Annotated in this window: 18 protein-coding genes; 12 read left to right on the top strand and 6 right to left on the bottom strand. The window is 67.5% G+C overall.

The genetic code is table 11. The features are described from left to right. Positions 1-33 precede the first annotated feature (33 nt). Both ABCU91_RS01980 and ABCU91_RS01975 read right to left on the bottom strand, forming a co-directional pair. Entirely contained in the window at positions 34-906 is an 873-nt protein-coding gene (locus tag ABCU91_RS01980; RefSeq protein WP_406923185.1) for a formate/nitrite transporter family protein, read from the bottom strand. A gap of 143 nt (positions 907-1,049) precedes the next feature. Continuing rightward, positions 1,050-1,379, bottom strand: a complete 330-nt coding sequence (locus tag ABCU91_RS01975) for a hypothetical protein (protein WP_413354583.1) — start codon at positions 1,377-1,379, stop codon at positions 1,050-1,052. Positions 1,380-1,511: 132 nt separating this feature from the next. Here ABCU91_RS01975 and ABCU91_RS01970 point away from each other — a divergent pair, with 132 nt between their 5' ends. Both ABCU91_RS01970 and ABCU91_RS01965 read left to right on the top strand, forming a co-directional pair. Further along, positions 1,512-2,042 (top strand): MarR family winged helix-turn-helix transcriptional regulator, encoded by a 531-nt coding sequence (locus tag ABCU91_RS01970; RefSeq protein ID WP_413354582.1) that lies wholly within the window; start codon positions 1,512-1,514, stop codon positions 2,040-2,042. A 78-nt stretch (positions 2,043-2,120) separates the two neighbouring features. After that, complete coding sequence (locus ABCU91_RS01965) at positions 2,121-2,480, top strand: hypothetical protein (protein WP_413354581.1); 360 nt, start codon at positions 2,121-2,123, stop codon at positions 2,478-2,480. A 7-nt stretch (positions 2,481-2,487) separates the two neighbouring features. Here the strand turns inward: ABCU91_RS01965 and ABCU91_RS01960 are convergent, their stop codons facing one another. Continuing rightward, positions 2,488-3,366: an aldo/keto reductase gene (locus ABCU91_RS01960; RefSeq protein WP_413354580.1), complete on the bottom strand. Its 879-nt coding sequence runs from the start codon at positions 3,364-3,366 to the stop codon at positions 2,488-2,490. Positions 3,367-3,489: 123 nt separating this feature from the next. On the opposite strand from ABCU91_RS01960, the gene ABCU91_RS01955 reads away from it, so the two are divergent. Next, the gene (locus ABCU91_RS01955; protein WP_413354579.1) at positions 3,490-4,536 is read left to right on the top strand and encodes an NAD(P)-dependent alcohol dehydrogenase; all 1,047 of its coding nucleotides are present in this window, start codon (positions 3,490-3,492) and stop codon (positions 4,534-4,536) included. A 108-nt stretch (positions 4,537-4,644) separates the two neighbouring features. Then, positions 4,645-4,989, top strand: coding sequence for a hypothetical protein (locus ABCU91_RS01950; RefSeq protein WP_413354578.1), 345 nt, complete (start codon positions 4,645-4,647; stop codon positions 4,987-4,989). Between the two features lie 49 nt (positions 4,990-5,038). Here the strand turns inward: ABCU91_RS01950 and ABCU91_RS01945 are convergent, their stop codons facing one another. Both ABCU91_RS01945 and ABCU91_RS01940 read right to left on the bottom strand, forming a co-directional pair. Then, positions 5,039-5,791 (bottom strand): SDR family NAD(P)-dependent oxidoreductase, encoded by a 753-nt coding sequence (locus tag ABCU91_RS01945; RefSeq protein ID WP_413354577.1) that lies wholly within the window; start codon positions 5,789-5,791, stop codon positions 5,039-5,041. 114 nt (positions 5,792-5,905) lie between these two features. Beyond that, a complete protein-coding gene (locus ABCU91_RS01940) occupies positions 5,906-6,418 on the bottom strand; it encodes a hypothetical protein (RefSeq protein ID WP_413354576.1) in 513 nt (170 codons plus the stop codon). A 380-nt stretch (positions 6,419-6,798) separates the two neighbouring features. Between ABCU91_RS01940 and ABCU91_RS01935 the strand changes: the two genes are divergently transcribed. From ABCU91_RS01935 to ABCU91_RS01915, 5 genes are all read left to right on the top strand, one after another. Next, a complete protein-coding gene (locus ABCU91_RS01935) occupies positions 6,799-8,643 on the top strand; it encodes an alpha/beta hydrolase family protein (RefSeq protein ID WP_413354575.1) in 1,845 nt (614 codons plus the stop codon). 70 nt (positions 8,644-8,713) lie between these two features. Then, positions 8,714-9,478: an amidohydrolase family protein gene (locus tag ABCU91_RS01930; RefSeq protein ID WP_413354574.1), complete on the top strand. Its 765-nt coding sequence runs from the start codon at positions 8,714-8,716 to the stop codon at positions 9,476-9,478. A gap of 62 nt (positions 9,479-9,540) precedes the next feature. Further along, a complete protein-coding gene (locus ABCU91_RS01925; protein ID WP_413354573.1) occupies positions 9,541-10,293 on the top strand; it encodes a hypothetical protein in 753 nt (250 codons plus the stop codon). Positions 10,294-10,387: 94 nt separating this feature from the next. After that, complete coding sequence (locus ABCU91_RS01920) at positions 10,388-10,873, top strand: hypothetical protein (protein ID WP_406923199.1); 486 nt, start codon at positions 10,388-10,390, stop codon at positions 10,871-10,873. A 75-nt stretch (positions 10,874-10,948) separates the two neighbouring features. Beyond that, entirely contained in the window at positions 10,949-11,254 is a 306-nt protein-coding gene (locus ABCU91_RS01915) for a biopolymer transporter Tol (RefSeq protein WP_406923200.1), read from the top strand. A gap of 6 nt (positions 11,255-11,260) precedes the next feature. Here ABCU91_RS01915 and ABCU91_RS01910 read toward each other — a convergent pair whose 3' ends face one another. Then, positions 11,261-12,259, bottom strand: coding sequence for a LacI family DNA-binding transcriptional regulator (locus ABCU91_RS01910; protein WP_406923426.1), 999 nt, complete (start codon positions 12,257-12,259; stop codon positions 11,261-11,263). Between the two features lie 184 nt (positions 12,260-12,443). On the opposite strand from ABCU91_RS01910, the gene ABCU91_RS01905 reads away from it, so the two are divergent. The 3 genes from ABCU91_RS01905 to ABCU91_RS01895 all read left to right on the top strand — a co-directional run bounded on the left by ABCU91_RS01905 (position 12,444) and on the right by ABCU91_RS01895 (position 15,617). Continuing rightward, on the top strand, positions 12,444-13,745 hold the full coding sequence (locus tag ABCU91_RS01905) for an ABC transporter substrate-binding protein (RefSeq protein WP_406923201.1): 1,302 nt from the start codon (positions 12,444-12,446) through the stop codon (positions 13,743-13,745). A 63-nt stretch (positions 13,746-13,808) separates the two neighbouring features. Further along, positions 13,809-14,717: a carbohydrate ABC transporter permease gene (locus ABCU91_RS01900; protein ID WP_091357484.1), complete on the top strand. Its 909-nt coding sequence runs from the start codon at positions 13,809-13,811 to the stop codon at positions 14,715-14,717. A 6-nt stretch (positions 14,718-14,723) separates the two neighbouring features. Next, positions 14,724-15,617 carry a carbohydrate ABC transporter permease gene (locus tag ABCU91_RS01895; RefSeq protein ID WP_091357480.1) on the top strand — a complete coding sequence of 298 codons (894 nt, stop codon included), beginning with the start codon at positions 14,724-14,726 and terminating at the stop codon, positions 15,615-15,617.

Here is a 15,617-nt window from a genome sequence, read left to right as displayed (position 1 = left end):
GTTGCGGGCTCTTTACGGGGCGGGTCACGGTGATCACCGAGCGGCGACGGGAGCGTCCGCCGCGGCGGCGCGGGCGGCGGTCTCGCGGCGCGAAGGCCGCACGCGACGTGGGGCCGAGGGGCGCCCGTAAGTGAAGTACAGCGGAAGTCCCACGAACAGCAGTCCGCCGACGAGGTTGCCGAGCACCGTCGGGATCTCGTTCCAGATCAGGTAGTCGCCGATCGTGAAATCGCCGCCGAGGAGCAGGCCCGAGGGGAACAGGAACATGTTGACGATCGAGTGCTCGAAGCCCATGAAGAAGAAGAGCATGATCGGCATCCACATCGCGACGATCTTGCCGATGACGTCCTTCGAGACCATCGCGAGGACGACCCCGGTGGCGACCATCGCGTTGCAGAGGACGGCGCGGACGAAGAGCGTCAGCATGCCGTTCGCCCCGTGCTCGGCGTAGCCGACGGTGCGGCCTTCGCCGATGTGCCCGATCGCTTGACCGACCTCGTTCGGCGGGGTGGAGAACCCGTTGGTGAAGACGATCGCCATGAGCACCGCGATCGCGAACGCGCCGATGAAGTTGCCGAGGAACACGAGTCCCCAGTTGCGGAGGATGCCGCCGAGCGTGACGCCCGGGCGCTTGTCGAGCCACGCCAGCGGGGCCAGCACGAAGACGCCCGTCAGCAGGTCGTAGCCCAGCAGGTAGAGCATGACGAAGCCGATGGGGAACAGCACGGCGCCGAGGAGCGGACTGCCGGTGGTGACGCTGATCGTGACGGCGAAGGCAGCAGCCAGAGTGAGGATCGCGCCGCCCATGATCGAGCGGATGAGGGTGTCACGGGTCGAGAGCATGACCTTCGACGCGCCGGCGTCGATCACGGTCTGGACGAGTTCGGTGGGCTTGACGTACGTCATCGCAGTGCCTTTCAGTCGTGGAGCCGGGTGTGAGGCTCGACGCTAAAGGGCGGGTGTTTCCCCCGACCGCACGGGGATCGACCGCTTTGGTTACCTCTTCCTCTCAACCGAAGAGGGCGCGATGTGAGAACGGATGCCGGGGGTCACTCCTCGTGGCCGACGGAGCGGGCTTCGAGGTATGCGCAGAGCTCTGCGGCGACGGCGAGTTCGGCGGCCATGCCGTGGAGCTGGTGACTGTTGAGGATCGTCGTGTCGGGCTGCGGCTCGAACGTCACTCGCCACGAAGCCTCGCCGATCTTCACGGGCTCCATGGAGATCGCGACGGTCGCATTCTCGAGGGGGACGATGACGAGCCCCGTGTCGGATCCGTCGGATCCGTCCTGAACGATCACCTTGATGCGGTCGCCCGCACCTCGGGCGTCGTGGAACTCGGACACCCATGTCTCGAGGGTTTCTTTACTGCGGAACGGCATCGGGACTCCTCCCCCGGGTCGCGAGGAGGGTAGCGGATCGGCGGACACGTGGCCACAGGCATCCCAACACCCTCTCTCATCACCTATTCTCGACGAGATCGCCGTGAACGGCGTCATTACCGGGGAGTGAATGTGGCGGACGTCGACGCGCAGACCAGCGAGGAGCCGCCAGCGACGGCCGGGTACTGGTACGACGAGTCGCCCGGCCAGCGCGAACGTGCCCGCCGCGTCCTCGAGGCCCTCCGCACGTACCGTGCTGCCGAGTCCGCGATGCGTCGTCGCACGCGGGACTCGATGTCCATGGGCGAGAACGAGCTGCTCGCCCTGCGCTTCCTGCTCCGCCAGCCCGACCACTCCGCTCGTCCTGCCGAGCTCGTGAAGTACCTCGGCGTCACGTCGGCCTCGATCACGACCATGCTCGACCGGCTCGAGAAGACCGGCCGTATCGAACGGCTGGCGAATCCGGCTGATCGCCGCAGCATCTTCGTGAAGGCGACGACGCACGCGAACGAGGAAGTGCGCGAAACTCTCGGCCGCATGCACGGCCTCATGTACGACGTGGCGGTGGGGATGAGTCCTGAGGCGCAGGAGCACGTCGTCGACTTCCTGCGTCGGATGTCGGACGCCGTGGACGGCGTCGACCCTGTCGTCCCCGAGTCCTGACCCGCACTCGCTGTACCCGCCTCGGGCGCCGAAAGCAACTGGTCGGTCGAAACCGGGCTCGCCACCCATAGTGGTCACATGAGATGCATCACCTACGCCGGCGAGACCGTGGTCACGACCGATGACGTGGCGGAGGCTCTCGTCATTCTGACCGCCGCCGTTGCCGAGGTGGGACGCGCCGATGCGGTCACGATCCCCATCGTCTTCGAGAAGAACGGCGAGATCGGCGAGGCATCCCTCGTCATCGGCGTCGGCAACGACGTTCTGTCGGTCGCGACCGACTGGGAGCGTGAGGAGCCGGACTTCTCCTTCGCCGCCGCGCAACTGCGGCGCCACCCGCACTATCCGCGCGACGATTCCGGCTCCGCCGAACCTGTGTACGACGAGGGCCCGGAAGCGTACTGGGACCCCGACCTCGACGGTTTCGGTCGCAACTGACCGGAGGTCAGTCCTCGACGCCCGCGGGCGGGGCACCCAGTGCCTCGACCGCGTCGTAGAACTCCGCGGGGATCTCGGCCTCGATCAGGGGCGCGAGAGCGTCGAGACGGGCCGTCGAGGTGATCCCCACGACCGTCGCGTCGACCAGCGGGCTGCGCATCGAGAAGTGCAGGGCCGCCGCGGCGAGATCGACGCCGTGCTCGCCGGCGAGATCCCGGACGCGGCCGAGGTGCGCGGCGAAATCGTCGGGCATCGGTCGGTACCCGAATGTGTCGTCGCCGTTCGCGAGCGTCCCGCCGCCGAACGGCGCGGCGTTGAGGACGGTCATGCCGTGCTCGCGCGCGGCGCGGAAGACGGGCTCGGCCGTCCGGCTGACGAGCGTGTACCGGTTGTGCGAGAGGACGACGTCGAAGACGCCGGTGTCGACGTATTCGCGCACCTGCGACAGCGTGCCCGAGGCGATGCCGATCGCTCCGATGACGCCCTGCTCCCTGAGTTCGAGCAGAGCGGGCACGGCCCCGCCGGGTGCCATGGCCTCGGCGAAGGAGATCGTGTACGGGTCGTGCAGCTGGTAGAGCGGCAGCCGGTCGAGTCCGAGGCGCGTCAGTGACTCGTCGAGCGATCGCTTGACGCGCTCGCCGTCGAAGGCGCCGGATGCCGGGTCGCTGTCGGCCTTCGAGTACACGGCGGTGTGCGACGGAAGACCGCCCGCGCGTCGGATCGCATCGCCGAGCAGCTGCTCGCTCTTCCCGCCCGTGTAGTTGTTGCTCGTGTCGACGTAGCCGAGAGAGGAGCGGATGAGCGCATCCGCCAACGCCTCCGGGTTGGGGCGATCGCCGAGGCGGGACGCGCCCAGGATGACGGGGGTGGGCGAGAGTGTCGACATGAGAGCCTCCGGGCTTCTGTGCGCGGTCCACTCCGACGATACTCATCAGCGAGCGCGCGTAGCGTTTCGCGTGGGGGATGCCCCGACCCGAGGCATCCGTCCATCGATCTGCAAGGAGACCCCATGCCTACTGTCGCCGCTTACGCTGCGCCGTCCGCGACCGAACCGCTCGTGCGCACGACGATCGAACGCCGTGAGACCGGATCCCGCGACGTCCTCATCGCGATTCGCTACGCCGGGATCTGCCACTCCGACATCCACCTCGTCCGCGGCGACTGGGGTCCGGTGACCTATCCGCAGGTCGTCGGTCATGAGATCGCCGGCGAGGTCGTCGAGGTCGGCTCCGAGGTCACCGGTTTCGCCGTCGGCGACCGGGTCGGCGTCGGGTGCATGGTCAACTCGTGCCGCGAATGCGAGAACTGCCTCGCCGGCATGGAGAACTACTGCCTGAACGGCAACACGCAGACCTACGGATCCGTCGACCGCGACGGCACGATCACCCAGGGCGGCTATTCGACGCACGTCGTCGTCGACCAGGACTTCGTCCTGCGCATCCCCGAGGCGCTTCCGTACGAGTCCGTCGCGCCGCTGCTGTGCGCAGGCATCACGACGTACTCGCCGCTCGCGCACTGGAAGGTCGGCCCCGGCTCGAAGGTCGCCGTCGTCGGCATGGGCGGGCTCGGACACCTCGCCGTCAAGATCGCCGTCGCCATGGGCGCCGAGGTCACGGTGCTGTCGCAGAGCCTGTCGAAGCAGGAGGACGGCAAGCGGTTCGGCGCGACGCACTACTACGCCACGAGCGACGCCTCGACGTTCACGGCCCTCGCCAACACGTTCGACCTCATCATCAACACGGTCAGCGCCCCGCTGAAGCTCGAGTCCTACCTGCGTCTGCTGCGCCTTGACGGCACGATGGTCAACGTCGGCGCCCCCTCCGAACCGCTGTCGCTGCGGGTGTTCGCCCTCTTCGGCAACCGCCGCTCGTTCGCCGGCTCGAACATCGGGTCGATCGCCGAGACGCAGGAGATGCTCGACTTCTGCGCCGAGCACGGCATCGCCCCCGAGACCGAATTGATCGCCGCGGACGAGATCAACGAGGCCTACGAGCGCGTGCTGCGCTCCGACGTCCGCTACCGCTTCGTCATCGACATCGAAACGCTGCGGGACTGAGTGCAGAAACCGGCGGGACGGTGTCATCCGGGGGTGTTACCCTCGCGACAGAGCGCGACATCGTTCCGCCGGGTCGTCCGGCCGGTCGCGCGCAGAGAAGACGTAGACATGCCGTACCGCAGTCGTGCCACCTTGCAGCTCTGGCTGGATGAGTTCACTGCCGCGCGTGGAGACGGCGACCTCATCAAGGTCGTCATCCAGGACGACTCCTGGGGGGATGACGGCGGGCTCGTCGTGGTGCCGCTGCGGAATGCATCGACGACCGTCTACGTCCGGCCTCCGATGGGAGGCGACGCGCGCTGGCGCGTCGTGTTCGAACCGCAGCTCGACGAGGTCGCCCTCTCGGCGGAGGAGACTGCGGCGCTCGTCGCGGAGCTCGGAACCGCCGCCGAGTTGTGCGGGTACCTCGAGGTGCGCTCGGTCGCCCACATCGAGGCAGCGCCCACGGCCTAACGGCTGCGAGCGCTGCTCGGCGGACGACGTCCGCGGTGGCGATGGGGCGTCAGTGGGCGGAGTAGCCGCCGTCGACCAGGTGGTAGCTGCCTGAGATGAATGAGGCGTCGTCGCTCAGGAGGAACAGCGTGAGCGCTGCGACCTCGGCATCCGTTCCGAGCCGTCCCGCCGCATGCTCCTTCTCGAGAGCCGACAGTGCATCGCTCGAGAGACTCGCGCGCACGAGCGGGGTGTCGATGAAGCCGGGACCGACCGCGTTCGTGCGAACGCCCTGGGCGGTGTATTCAAGGGCGGCCACCTTCGTGAGGCCGACGAGGGCGTGCTTGCTCGCAACGTACGCCGCGTTCTGCGCGATGCCCACCGAGCCGAGCACGGAGGCCATGTTTACGACCGCACCGCCGCCGGCGGCCACCATCGCGGGCAGCTGGAACCGCAGCCCGTAGAAGACGCCGTCGAGGTCGACGGCGCGCACCCGGTCCCACGCCTCGATGTCGTAGTCGCCGATGTTCTGCGGCGCGGCGCCGATCCCGGCGTTGTTGACCGCGAGGTGCAGGGCGCCGTAGGTGTCCTGCGCGTGGCGGACGGCCGCCTCGGAGTCCTGCCATTTCGCCGTGTTCTGAGCGAACGCGGATGCGGTGCCCCCGGCATCCGTGATCTGCGTCACGACGGACTCGGCCGCCTCCAGCTTGATGTCGGTGACGACCACCGATGCGCCCTCGGCGGCGAGCTTGCGGGCGATCTCCGCCCCGATGCCGCTGCCGCCGCCGGTGACCAGAGCCGCCTTGCCGTCGAACCGTGCCATTGCATTTCCCTCTTCTCGCAGGGCCTGGCGCCGTGACTCTCGCGGCCGATGCCATGCACCTGAATACAACGGATGCCGCCGTGTGGCATTCCTGCCCGACGCGCAAATGTGGCGTCAGAGGTACTGGTCCCGCGCGGCCCGCCGGATCGAGTGGTCGCGGATGTCATCCCAGTCGAGGACCACGACTCCGTGCTGGCCGACGGGGTCTTCGCAACGGTCGAGCAGGCGCTCCGTCAGCGCCGGGACGTCCCCGCACTCGCTGACGTCCAGGAACGTGATCTCGACGTCCCGAGCGTTGTCCCGTTCCAGCTCCGCGTGGACACGCGCGCCGAGCGCGGAGGCGACCCGGTCGAACGCCAGCGCATGTCGCGGGGCAAGGGTGACCGCGAACACGACGTGTCGCACGCCGACATGCCGCTTCGTCTCGGCAGCGGCGAGGGTAGCGAGTCCGCGGAGGCGATCCTTTCCCGTCGCGCGGGAGCAGTCGCGCAGATCGGCGAAGGCGACGACTGCGCGCGGGCGTCCCGCATCCTCGCTGTCGAGGGGATGGCGAGCGCTCTGGTGGGCGGAGATCCCGCGGGCGACGGCGGTGTCGGTGTCGCCGAGGGTCAATACGGGGTGTTCCATCACTGGCTTTCGTCGAAGGGACCGGTTGAGTGACCGCTGCCGACCAGGCTTCCCTGCTCACCATTCTCGTGCGCAGGCGACGTTACCTCTCGTGCGGCGATGTGGGCGCAGGCGCGTCCTTATAGATGTCGGGCGTGCGGTCGGCATCCTTGCGACGCCGTCCCCGGCCGACGCGGCGCGAAGCCCTCCTGCACTTTTGTTCGGCGTGCTTGCAAAATCAGCCAGGGCCCGGTCACCCGTCGACGAAGGTTCTGCACAGTTGTGCATTCCGGGCCGCCCTTCATAGGAATCTCCATAGATTGGCGGTCGCGTGTCGGGGATGAGCCCGCCGCTGATGTCGGGCCCGACGTGGGGCCCGCGTGTGAAGGAGCACCTTTTCGATGAGGCCACGGATCTTCCGCCGCAACAGCTTCTGGCTGGCCATCTCCCTCGTGCTGATGCTGGTCTCCAGCATCGGTGCCTCGCTCGTGCAAACCGTCGGCGGCAGTGTCGCCGTCGAGGACATGCGCTGGGAGGCGGCCTCGGGTCGCCAGATGAGCGCCCTGCTGTTCAAGCCGGCCGCGGTCTCGGCGGAGGATCCGCGCCCGGCGATCGTCGTCAGCCACGGCTGGTGGAACAACCGTGAGATGCAGGACGCCAACTACGTCGAGCTCGCCCGTCGCGGCTACGTCGTGATGTCGATCGACATGTACGGGCACGGCAACTCCGACCCGCTGCCCGCCGGCCAGGAGGCCGTCGGTGGCACCGGCATGTACGACGCCGTGAAACTGATCGCCGCTCTGCCCTACGTCGACCCGAGCCGGATCGGCGTGACCGGGCACTCGAACGGCGCGCGTGCGGCGAACTTCTCGGTCGCCCTCGACAACGAAGCAGAGACGCCGCTCATCGCCTCGGTCCTGCTCGTCGACAACGACCCCGTCTACGTCGACGACGCGGGCGCGTTCACGAACATCTACGGCGGTCGCGACACCGGTGTGATCCAGGCGCAGTACGACGAGTTCTTCTTCCGCAGCTACGACGCCGAGGGCAACGCGCTGACCCCGCCGCGTGAGTACCTCTCCACCCCTAACGCTCAGTCGTTCCTCCATTTCGGGCAGGACCCGTCCGAGGCGACGGACGTGCGTGAGGCCGGGCAGGTCTACACCCAGGACGTCGACGGCGCCCAAGCGATGCGCGTCGTCTGGTCGCTGCCGCAGACGCACCCGTGGTCGACGATCTCGAGCACGGCTGTCGGGCACCTGGTCGACTTCTTCGACGAGTCGCTCGGCGCACCGAACCCGCTGCCGGCAGGAGACCAGACCTGGCAGCTCAAGGAAGTCCTGACGACGTTCGGTCTGATCGGCTTCGGCATCTTCCTCGTCGCCTTCACGCGCGCTCTGCTGACGACCCGAGCCTTCGCCGGCCTGCGCGTCTCGGAGCCGGTCGCGGCGGTGGCGAACACACGCCGTGGGCTGGTCTGGTTCTGGGGCGGGCTCGTGGTCACGGCCGTCTTCTCGATCGTCAGCTACGTGCTGCTCAGCCAGGCCGAGTGGGCCGGTGCGATCGCGTTCGGTTCGGTGAACCTGATCGCCCCCGGTGTGCCGTGGTTCATCGGCATCTGGGCCGCGATCAACGGTGTCGCCGGCCTGGTCATCATGGTCGTCTCGTACCTGTTGTTCGGGCGCCGCAGCGGCCAGGACCTCCGGGCCGTCGGCGTCCTCCCGGGCTGGCGGCGTTTCGGCCTCGGCGTGGCGCTGGCGCTGACGACGACCGTCGCGGCCTTCGGCGTCGTGTTCGTCTTGGACTACTTCTTCAAGACCGACTTCCGGTTCTGGGTGCTCGCCGTCAAGGCCTTCAACCCCGAAATGATCGGGTACTCCCTGATCGTCCTGCCGCTGTTCCTCGTCTACTTCGTCGCGAATTCGGTGGCGATCAACTCGTTCAACCGCTTCACCCTGCGCGGACGCGAATGGGTGAACACCGCCCTCCTGGCGCTGTTCAACTCGCTCGGACCGATCGTGCTGGTCGTCGCGCAGTACACGACGTTCTTCATCACCGGTGAGACGATCGACGGCTTCGGCGGCATCTTCAGCATCTGGCTGTTCCCGGTGGTCGTCATCCTGGCCGTCGCCGCGGTCATCAGCCGCAAGATCTACCGCGAGACGAACAACCCGTACATCGCCGGGTTCCTCAATGCGGCGGTCGTGACCGTCATCAGCGTCACCAACTCGCTCGTGATGAGTTGACGAACCGGTGCTCGGGACGGCTTGGCTGTCCCGAGCACCGATTCGGGGTGGTGGAGCGGACAATGGAGCGATGCTTCCCCGGACCTTCGACGCCCACTTCCACATCGTCGACCCCGCGCATCCGCTCATAGCCAACGACGGATTCCTGCCCTCGGCCTTCACGGCCGACGATTACCGATCCGTGGTCTCAGATCTCCCCATCCAGGGCGGCGCCGTCGTCTCGGGGTCGTTCCAGGCGTTCGACCAGGGCTACCTGATCGACGCCCTCACTCAGCTCGGGCCGGGCTTCGTCGGCGTGACGCAGATCCCTGCCGACACCCCCGACGAGCGAATCCGCGAGTTGGATGCCGCGGGTGTCCGCGCCGTCCGCTTCAATGTCCGGCGCGGGGGATCAGCGGGGCTGCAGGAACTCGAGGCCCTAGCGACCCGGGTGCACGAGGTCGCAGGCTGGCATACCGAGCTGTACATCGATGCACGCGAACTGCCGGCAGTTCGCCGGACGGTGGAAATTCTGCCCGCCGTTGTCATCGACCACCTCGGGCTGCACGAGGACGGGTTGCCGGTCCTCCTCGACCTGGTGGCGCAGGGTGCGAAGGTGAAGGCGACCGGGTTCGGCCGCGTCGACCTCGACCCGGTCGCCGCGATGCGCGCGATCATGGATGTCGACCCTGCCGCTCTCATGGTGGGCACGGACCTTCCGTCGACCCGCGCGCGGCGCCCGTTCACCGTCGAAGATTTCGACCTTATCGCCGGGACGGTCGGCGCCGAGCAGGCCGAGGCTGTGTTCTGGGGCAACGCTGCGTCGTTATACCTGAAGCGGCCCCGGCGCGTGTGACGGGCGTGAGCTTCGTCGATGAGCGCGAGACGTTCGCGCGGATGGCCAGGATCACAGGAAGGGTGACGCCCGACGACACCCGCCGACTGGTTGGTGAGGGGTACGAGGGCATCGTGCTCGACCATGAGTCCGTGGACGCGGCATCCTCTCTGCGGTGGATCGCGGACGTGCCCGCGCTCCGCTTCGTCGAATTGCGCGGCAGGATCGCTGCCCCGTCGCTGGCGGCCCTCGAGGAGACGAGCGTTCGATCGTTGATCGTCAGGACGAATCAGGCACGTCCGGTACCGACCGAGGACCTCCGCTGGGCGACCCGCATCCATTCGGAGTCCTCCGACTTCGCCGCGGATGGGTGGGTCAGCCTCTCCCGGCTGGAAAGCCTCGTCCTCGGCCGTGTCAGCGGAGATGTCATCACTGCCGGGGACGGGTGCTCAGCCCTCACGCATCTGAAGCTGCAGGGTAAGCGGCAGACCGCCGCCTTCCGATGGCGGACCCCGTCGAAGAGGCTGGAGTCGATGCTGCTCCTGGCACTGCGGTGCCGAGATGTCGCTGCGCTGTCCGGATGCCGGGCGCTGCGCAGCATCCACATCGAGAACTCCGCCCTCCTCGTCGGCGGGGACATCGTTGACGTCTCGCCGTTGGCCGACCTCCCCGTGCTGGACAGCGTGGGGATCGCCGAGAACCTTCCGATGGCGGGAGTGCCGAGTCTGCTCGGGGGTGAGGCGCCGTTCGGCTGGCTTCCGGTGGCGAAGGGGCATCATGACGGTGATCCGGCGGACCCGCGCCTGCGGGAATTCGTCTTCCGCACCACGTCGTGACGGTGCGGTCCGCGGCCCTGCTGCCTCGGCGGGTGGTGTCGCTGCGGCGTCACCGATAGCTTCGACTCCCATGGGAGCGTCGGGGGGTGTGGGGGTGATCCTGACTGCGGTCGGCGTGACTCTTCTCGTCGGATGCGCACCCGCCGCCGCGGAGAGATCCCTCGGGATCGCAGCGAACGACGTCGCCTACGTCGAGTACTACGAGTACCCGTGGGCGGACGTGCCGGATCCGATCGAGCGGTTGACGATCGATGATCCCGACATCCTCAGCGAATGGGTGCGCGCGTATGCCGGCATGCCGGTGACCGAAGTCTCCCGGTCCGACCTGGACGACCTGGCCGGTGGGCAGACTCAATCCACCCGGTTCGTGTTGACGGACGGGCGGAGGATCGAGATCAGCACCGTCTGGCTCGGGCCGAAGGACGTCATCGTGCTGTGGGCGGATGGAACCGCGTCGAAGACCGCGTGGGGGTCTCCCGACTTGTTCGCCGCCTATGAGGATGCGGGCGTCGTCGATGAGGTGGACGCTGCGGAACGCCCTGCGGCCCGCGTCATCGCACCGGCGACGGTCTCCCGCTGACCGCAGATACGGAGGATGCCGAGTTGCTCAAACGCCTGATTCGCGCCCTCCAGGGTGTGACAGAGAGGAATGCCAATGGCGAATGACTCAGTCTCCGACGACGATCGCTGGCTCATCATCAACGGTCGCCGGTGGCGGCGCACCGATCCGTCTTTGCCCGCGGACCTCGTGTCGGCGTTGACCTCTCATCTCGGGCGCGGCCGGTCGGGTGTGCGCCGCGCGAAAGGTGATCCGGACGCCACCTCCGAGGCTCGCCGGCGGGTCGACCTCGCCAAGCACGGTCTCGGCGAGCGGGGTCCGTACTGGTGGGACGAGCCTGAGGTCGAGCGCCTGCGCCGTGCGAGGCAGGCGCTCCGAGAGCTGGAGGAACTCGAGGGCTGAGGGGGGCTACCGCCGCGCGACCGTCGACCCTCGGATCACCAACCGCACCGGCAGGTTCCGGATGCCGGACTCTCGCGTGGAGCCGTCGATCGCCTCGAAGACGTGCTGTGCTGCGCGCCTCCCGAGTTGCTGCAGGTTGGCGTCGATGCTGGTGAGCTCGGGGCGGGAGTTGGTGGCCAGGAGCTCCCAGTTGTCGTAGCCGATGACGGCGAGGTCGTCGGGGACTGTTCTGCCGAAGTCGCGCGCCGTATCGAGCACACCACGCGCGATCTGATCGGATGCGGCGAAGATGGCGTCGATGTCGGGGTGTCGAGTGAGAAGGGTGCTCGCGGCATCCCTTCCCCAGTGCTCGGACCAATCGCCGGAGAGGGGATCGCCGACGAAATCGAGTCCCGCGTCCGCGAGAGCGGTGCGTGCGCCTTCGAGCCGCTCGCGAGCGGCTGCGTAGGTGGGGTCGCCGGAGACGTGCGCGATCCGTGTGCGCCCGCACGCGAGCAGGTGCTCGATCGCCAAGCGGCCGCCGGCACGGTTGTCGGGGGTGAGGGACAGGTCGCGATCGTCGTCGGAGGGCGCATATGCGTAGACGACCGGGACGGGGATCTCTTGACCGAGCGAGGGGCGCGGGTCGGTCTGACGGCCGACCACGATGATCCCGTCGACTCGTCTGCTCAGGAGGGCGCGAAGGTGATGCTGCTCGCGGATGGCATCTCCGCGGGCATCGCACAGGAAGACATTCACCTGCCCAGCCCCGAAGGCGTCCTCGGCGCCCATGAGGATCGGGAGCATGAAGCGTCCGTCGAGGTCGCTCGTCAGCAGCCCCACGGTGCCGGTTCGGCCCGCGAAGAGCCCCTTGGCCATCGGATTCGGTGTGAAGGCGAGCTCGTCCGCCGCCTTGAGTACCCGCCGTCGCGTGCTCGCCGCCACGTCACTGCGGTTGTTGATCGCCTTCGACGCGGTGGCGAGCGACACTCCCGCGGCGCGAGCGACATCGCCCAGAGTGGCCATGCGAGGGCCGGCTTCGTCGAGCGACACGGACCAACCTTTCGAAAAGATTTCGGGATTCATTATTGACCCTACCGAACAACCGGCGCTAGTGTCCCGAAATGGGTTTCGATAGTTTCGACATCCGCAGCACCAGGGCCGTGTGATCACCCACACGCTCACTCGACGGAGAGTAAGAGGACTCGCAATGACCACCATCCCTCGCCGGTCCCGACGGCGGACTTTCACTGCATTGATCACTGCCGGCCTCCTGGCCGGCTCGCTGGCCGCCTGCGCAGGTGGCGGGAACACGACGGGGGCGGCGCCTGCCGACATCCCCGCCGAAGGCGTGGACGACGGCTCCACTCTCACCCTGTGGACGCGCGCACCGCTCGAGAAGCAGGCGAAGCTCCTCGTCGAGGCCTACAACGACACGCATGAGAACCAGGTCGAGCTGACGGTCGTGCCCAACGACGACTACGTCGCCAAGGTGGGGGCCGCTGCCGGTTCGAACGGGCTCCCGGACCTCTTCGCTGCCGACATCGTCTACGTTCCGAACTGGGTCGAGCAGGGTCTGTTCCAAGACATCAGCGCACAGATCGACGGCCTCGACTTCAAGGATGAGATCAACAAGGGGCACCTGAGTGCCGGCACGGTCGACGACAAGGAGCACGTGCTCCCGTTCGTCCTCGACCTCTCCATGCTGTTCTGGAACAAGGAACTGTTCGAGGAGGCCGGACTCGACCCGGAGAAGGCGCCGGCGAACCTCGAAGAGTTCGCCGAGGCGGCCAAGGCGATCCAGGCCCTCGACAAGCCCGACGTCTACGGCACGGCTACCGGACTGAACTGCGGCGGATGCCTCGTCTTCACGTGGTTCCCCACGGTCTGGGCCGATGGCGAGGAGGTGCTGAGTGACGATGGCATGGAGTCGTTGCTCGCCAGCGACACCGCCAAGGAGGTGTACTCGACCTGGAAGGACCTGTGGGACTCGGGCGCCGTTCTGCCGAGTTCGCAGGATGAGGCCGGGCCGACCTGGACGGCGGGATTCACCGAAGGCAAGGTCGGGCTCATGTACTACCCCGCCACGCTTCTGTCCTCCACACCCTTCGACGCGGGTGTGGCGGGTATCGCCGGTCCCGACGGCGGCGCCTCGACCTTCGTCGGCGGTGACGGCATCGGCATCTCGAAGGACTCGAAGCAGTCGCCCCAGGCGTGGAACTTCCTCAACTGGCTGATGTCCGAGGACGCTCAGGTCGGTGTCCTCGCCAAGAACAAGGACGTCGTCTCGCGAGCGGACTTCGCATCGAACGAGTACTCCGAGGCGGACCCGCGACTGGTGACCATCAACGAGGTCGCGGGTCAGGGCGACACCCCCGTCGCGCTGAACTTCCAGCAGGCCTTCAATGCCCCGGGCAGCCCGTGGCTGACCCTCGTCCGCAACGCCGTCCTCGGCGATGGGGACACGGTCGACGCCGACAACGAAGAGATCACCGCCATCCTGCAGCAGTGATCCTCGGCGGGGGCCGCGCCGACCGCGCGGCCCCCGCCGGCATCCCCTTCACGAAAGGTCGACATGGTCGTCACCGCACCTCCCGCTCCCGCCCGCCGGCGGGCGCGTCGCCCCCTCGGCGGGCCGGCACAGGGCTGGGGCTTCGCTGCTCCCACGGCGCTGTTCGTCGTCTTCCTGTTCGTCATCCCGCTGTTGCTCGTCCTTCAGATGTCGGGTTCGGATTGGCCGCTCCTGGGTGGCAACCGCGGGCTGAACCTCCCCGAGAACTACGTCGATGCCGTCGATCACCGGTTGTTCTGGGATTCGATCCGGTTCACGCTGCTCTACACCGTCATCACGACGGTCCTGCTGATCGGTCTCGGTCTCGGACTCGCCCTGCTCGTGCAGGAGAGCACGCGCTGGAAGGGGCTGCTCCGCACGGCCTTCCTCGTCCCTTCCGCCCTGGGCCTCGCGTCCGCGTCGCTGCTCTTCTACGTCCTGTACTCGCCTCTCGCTGGGCCCTTCGCCGATCTGATGGATGCCTGGGGCATCACGTTCCTGGGTACGCCCGAGGGTGCGCTCTGGTCGACGGTCTTCCTCATCGTGTGGCGGTACGCGGGCTTCTACATGCTGCTCATGCTGGTGGGCCTGCAGGGAATCCCCGACGAGGTGTACGAGGCCGCGCGGATCGACGGTGCCTCGCGCTGGCAGACCTTCCGCGACATCACCGTGCCGCTTCTGCGGCCGACCTTCGCGCTCACCACCGTCATGTGCGTGACCGGTTCCCTGCTCGCGTTCGAGCAGTTCTACATCCTGACCAAGGGCGGGCCCGACAACAGCACGGTCACGATCGTGCAGCTCATCTACAGCGTCGCGTTCCAAGGGCAGAACAACCTCGGAGTGGCCGGAGCGCTCTCAGTGCTCGTGCTGCTCGCTCTGATCGTCATCAACTTCTTCCAGCTGCGTGCCTTCCGCCGCCCCGACGAGAGCTGATCTCCGATGACCATGACCGCAACGCGCACCCTCGTAGCCCCGGGGTCGACCCCCGACTCGCCGCGACGGCGTCGCTCCCGCGCACAGCGCCTCGTCCTCGGCATCCCCTATGCCGTCTTCACGACAGCCCTCGCCATCATCTTCTTGTACCCGCTCATCTGGACGGCGGTGTCATCGGTGGGCCCCCGCGCGGGTACGAGCCAGACGGAGGGCTGGGGCTTCGGCAACTATCTCGCACTCGCCGACTATCAGGCGGGGATCTGGGTCTACCTCGGCAACTCCCTGTTCGTATCGATCTTGACGGTGGCGCTGACGCTGCTGCTGTCACTGACCGGCGGATACGCGTTCGCCCGATTCGATTTCCCGGGCAAGAACGTGCTGTTCCTCCTGGTCCTCGCGATCTTGATGGTGCCGTACGCGACGCTGTTGATCCCGCTCTACGTCCTGCTGAACGCCGTCGGCCTGCAGAACTCGCTCGTCGGGGTGGCCCTGGTGATCACCATGTTCCAGTTGCCGTTCTCGATGTTCATGATGCGGGTGTCGTTCGAATCGGTGCCCAAGGAATTCGACGAGGCCGCCATGGTCGACGGGTGCTCTGCATTCAGCGCGCTGTGGCGCGTGCTGATCCCCGCCGTCAAGCCGGGATTGATCACCGTCGGGCTGTTCGCCTTCCTCACCGCGTGGAACGACTTCTTCGCCCCGCTCATTCTCATCAACGACTCCGCGCGGATGACGCTGCCTCTCGCCGTCGCCAACCTGCGGGGCCAGGTCCAGGGCGTCGTCGACTACGGCGCGACGGAGGCGGGGGTCGTCGTGCTGGCGCTGCCCTGCATCCTTCTCTTCCTGATCCTTCAACGTCATTACGTCCGCGGCTTCATGTCCGGCGCTTTCAAGGGATGA

The organism is Microbacterium phoenicis, assembly GCF_047302325.1.
In the GTDB taxonomy this organism is placed as follows: Bacteria; Actinomycetota; Actinomycetes; order Actinomycetales; family Microbacteriaceae; genus Microbacterium.
The sequence above is the reverse complement of the archived record's forward strand: the minus strand, read 5'-3'. Positions and strand labels throughout refer to the sequence as shown.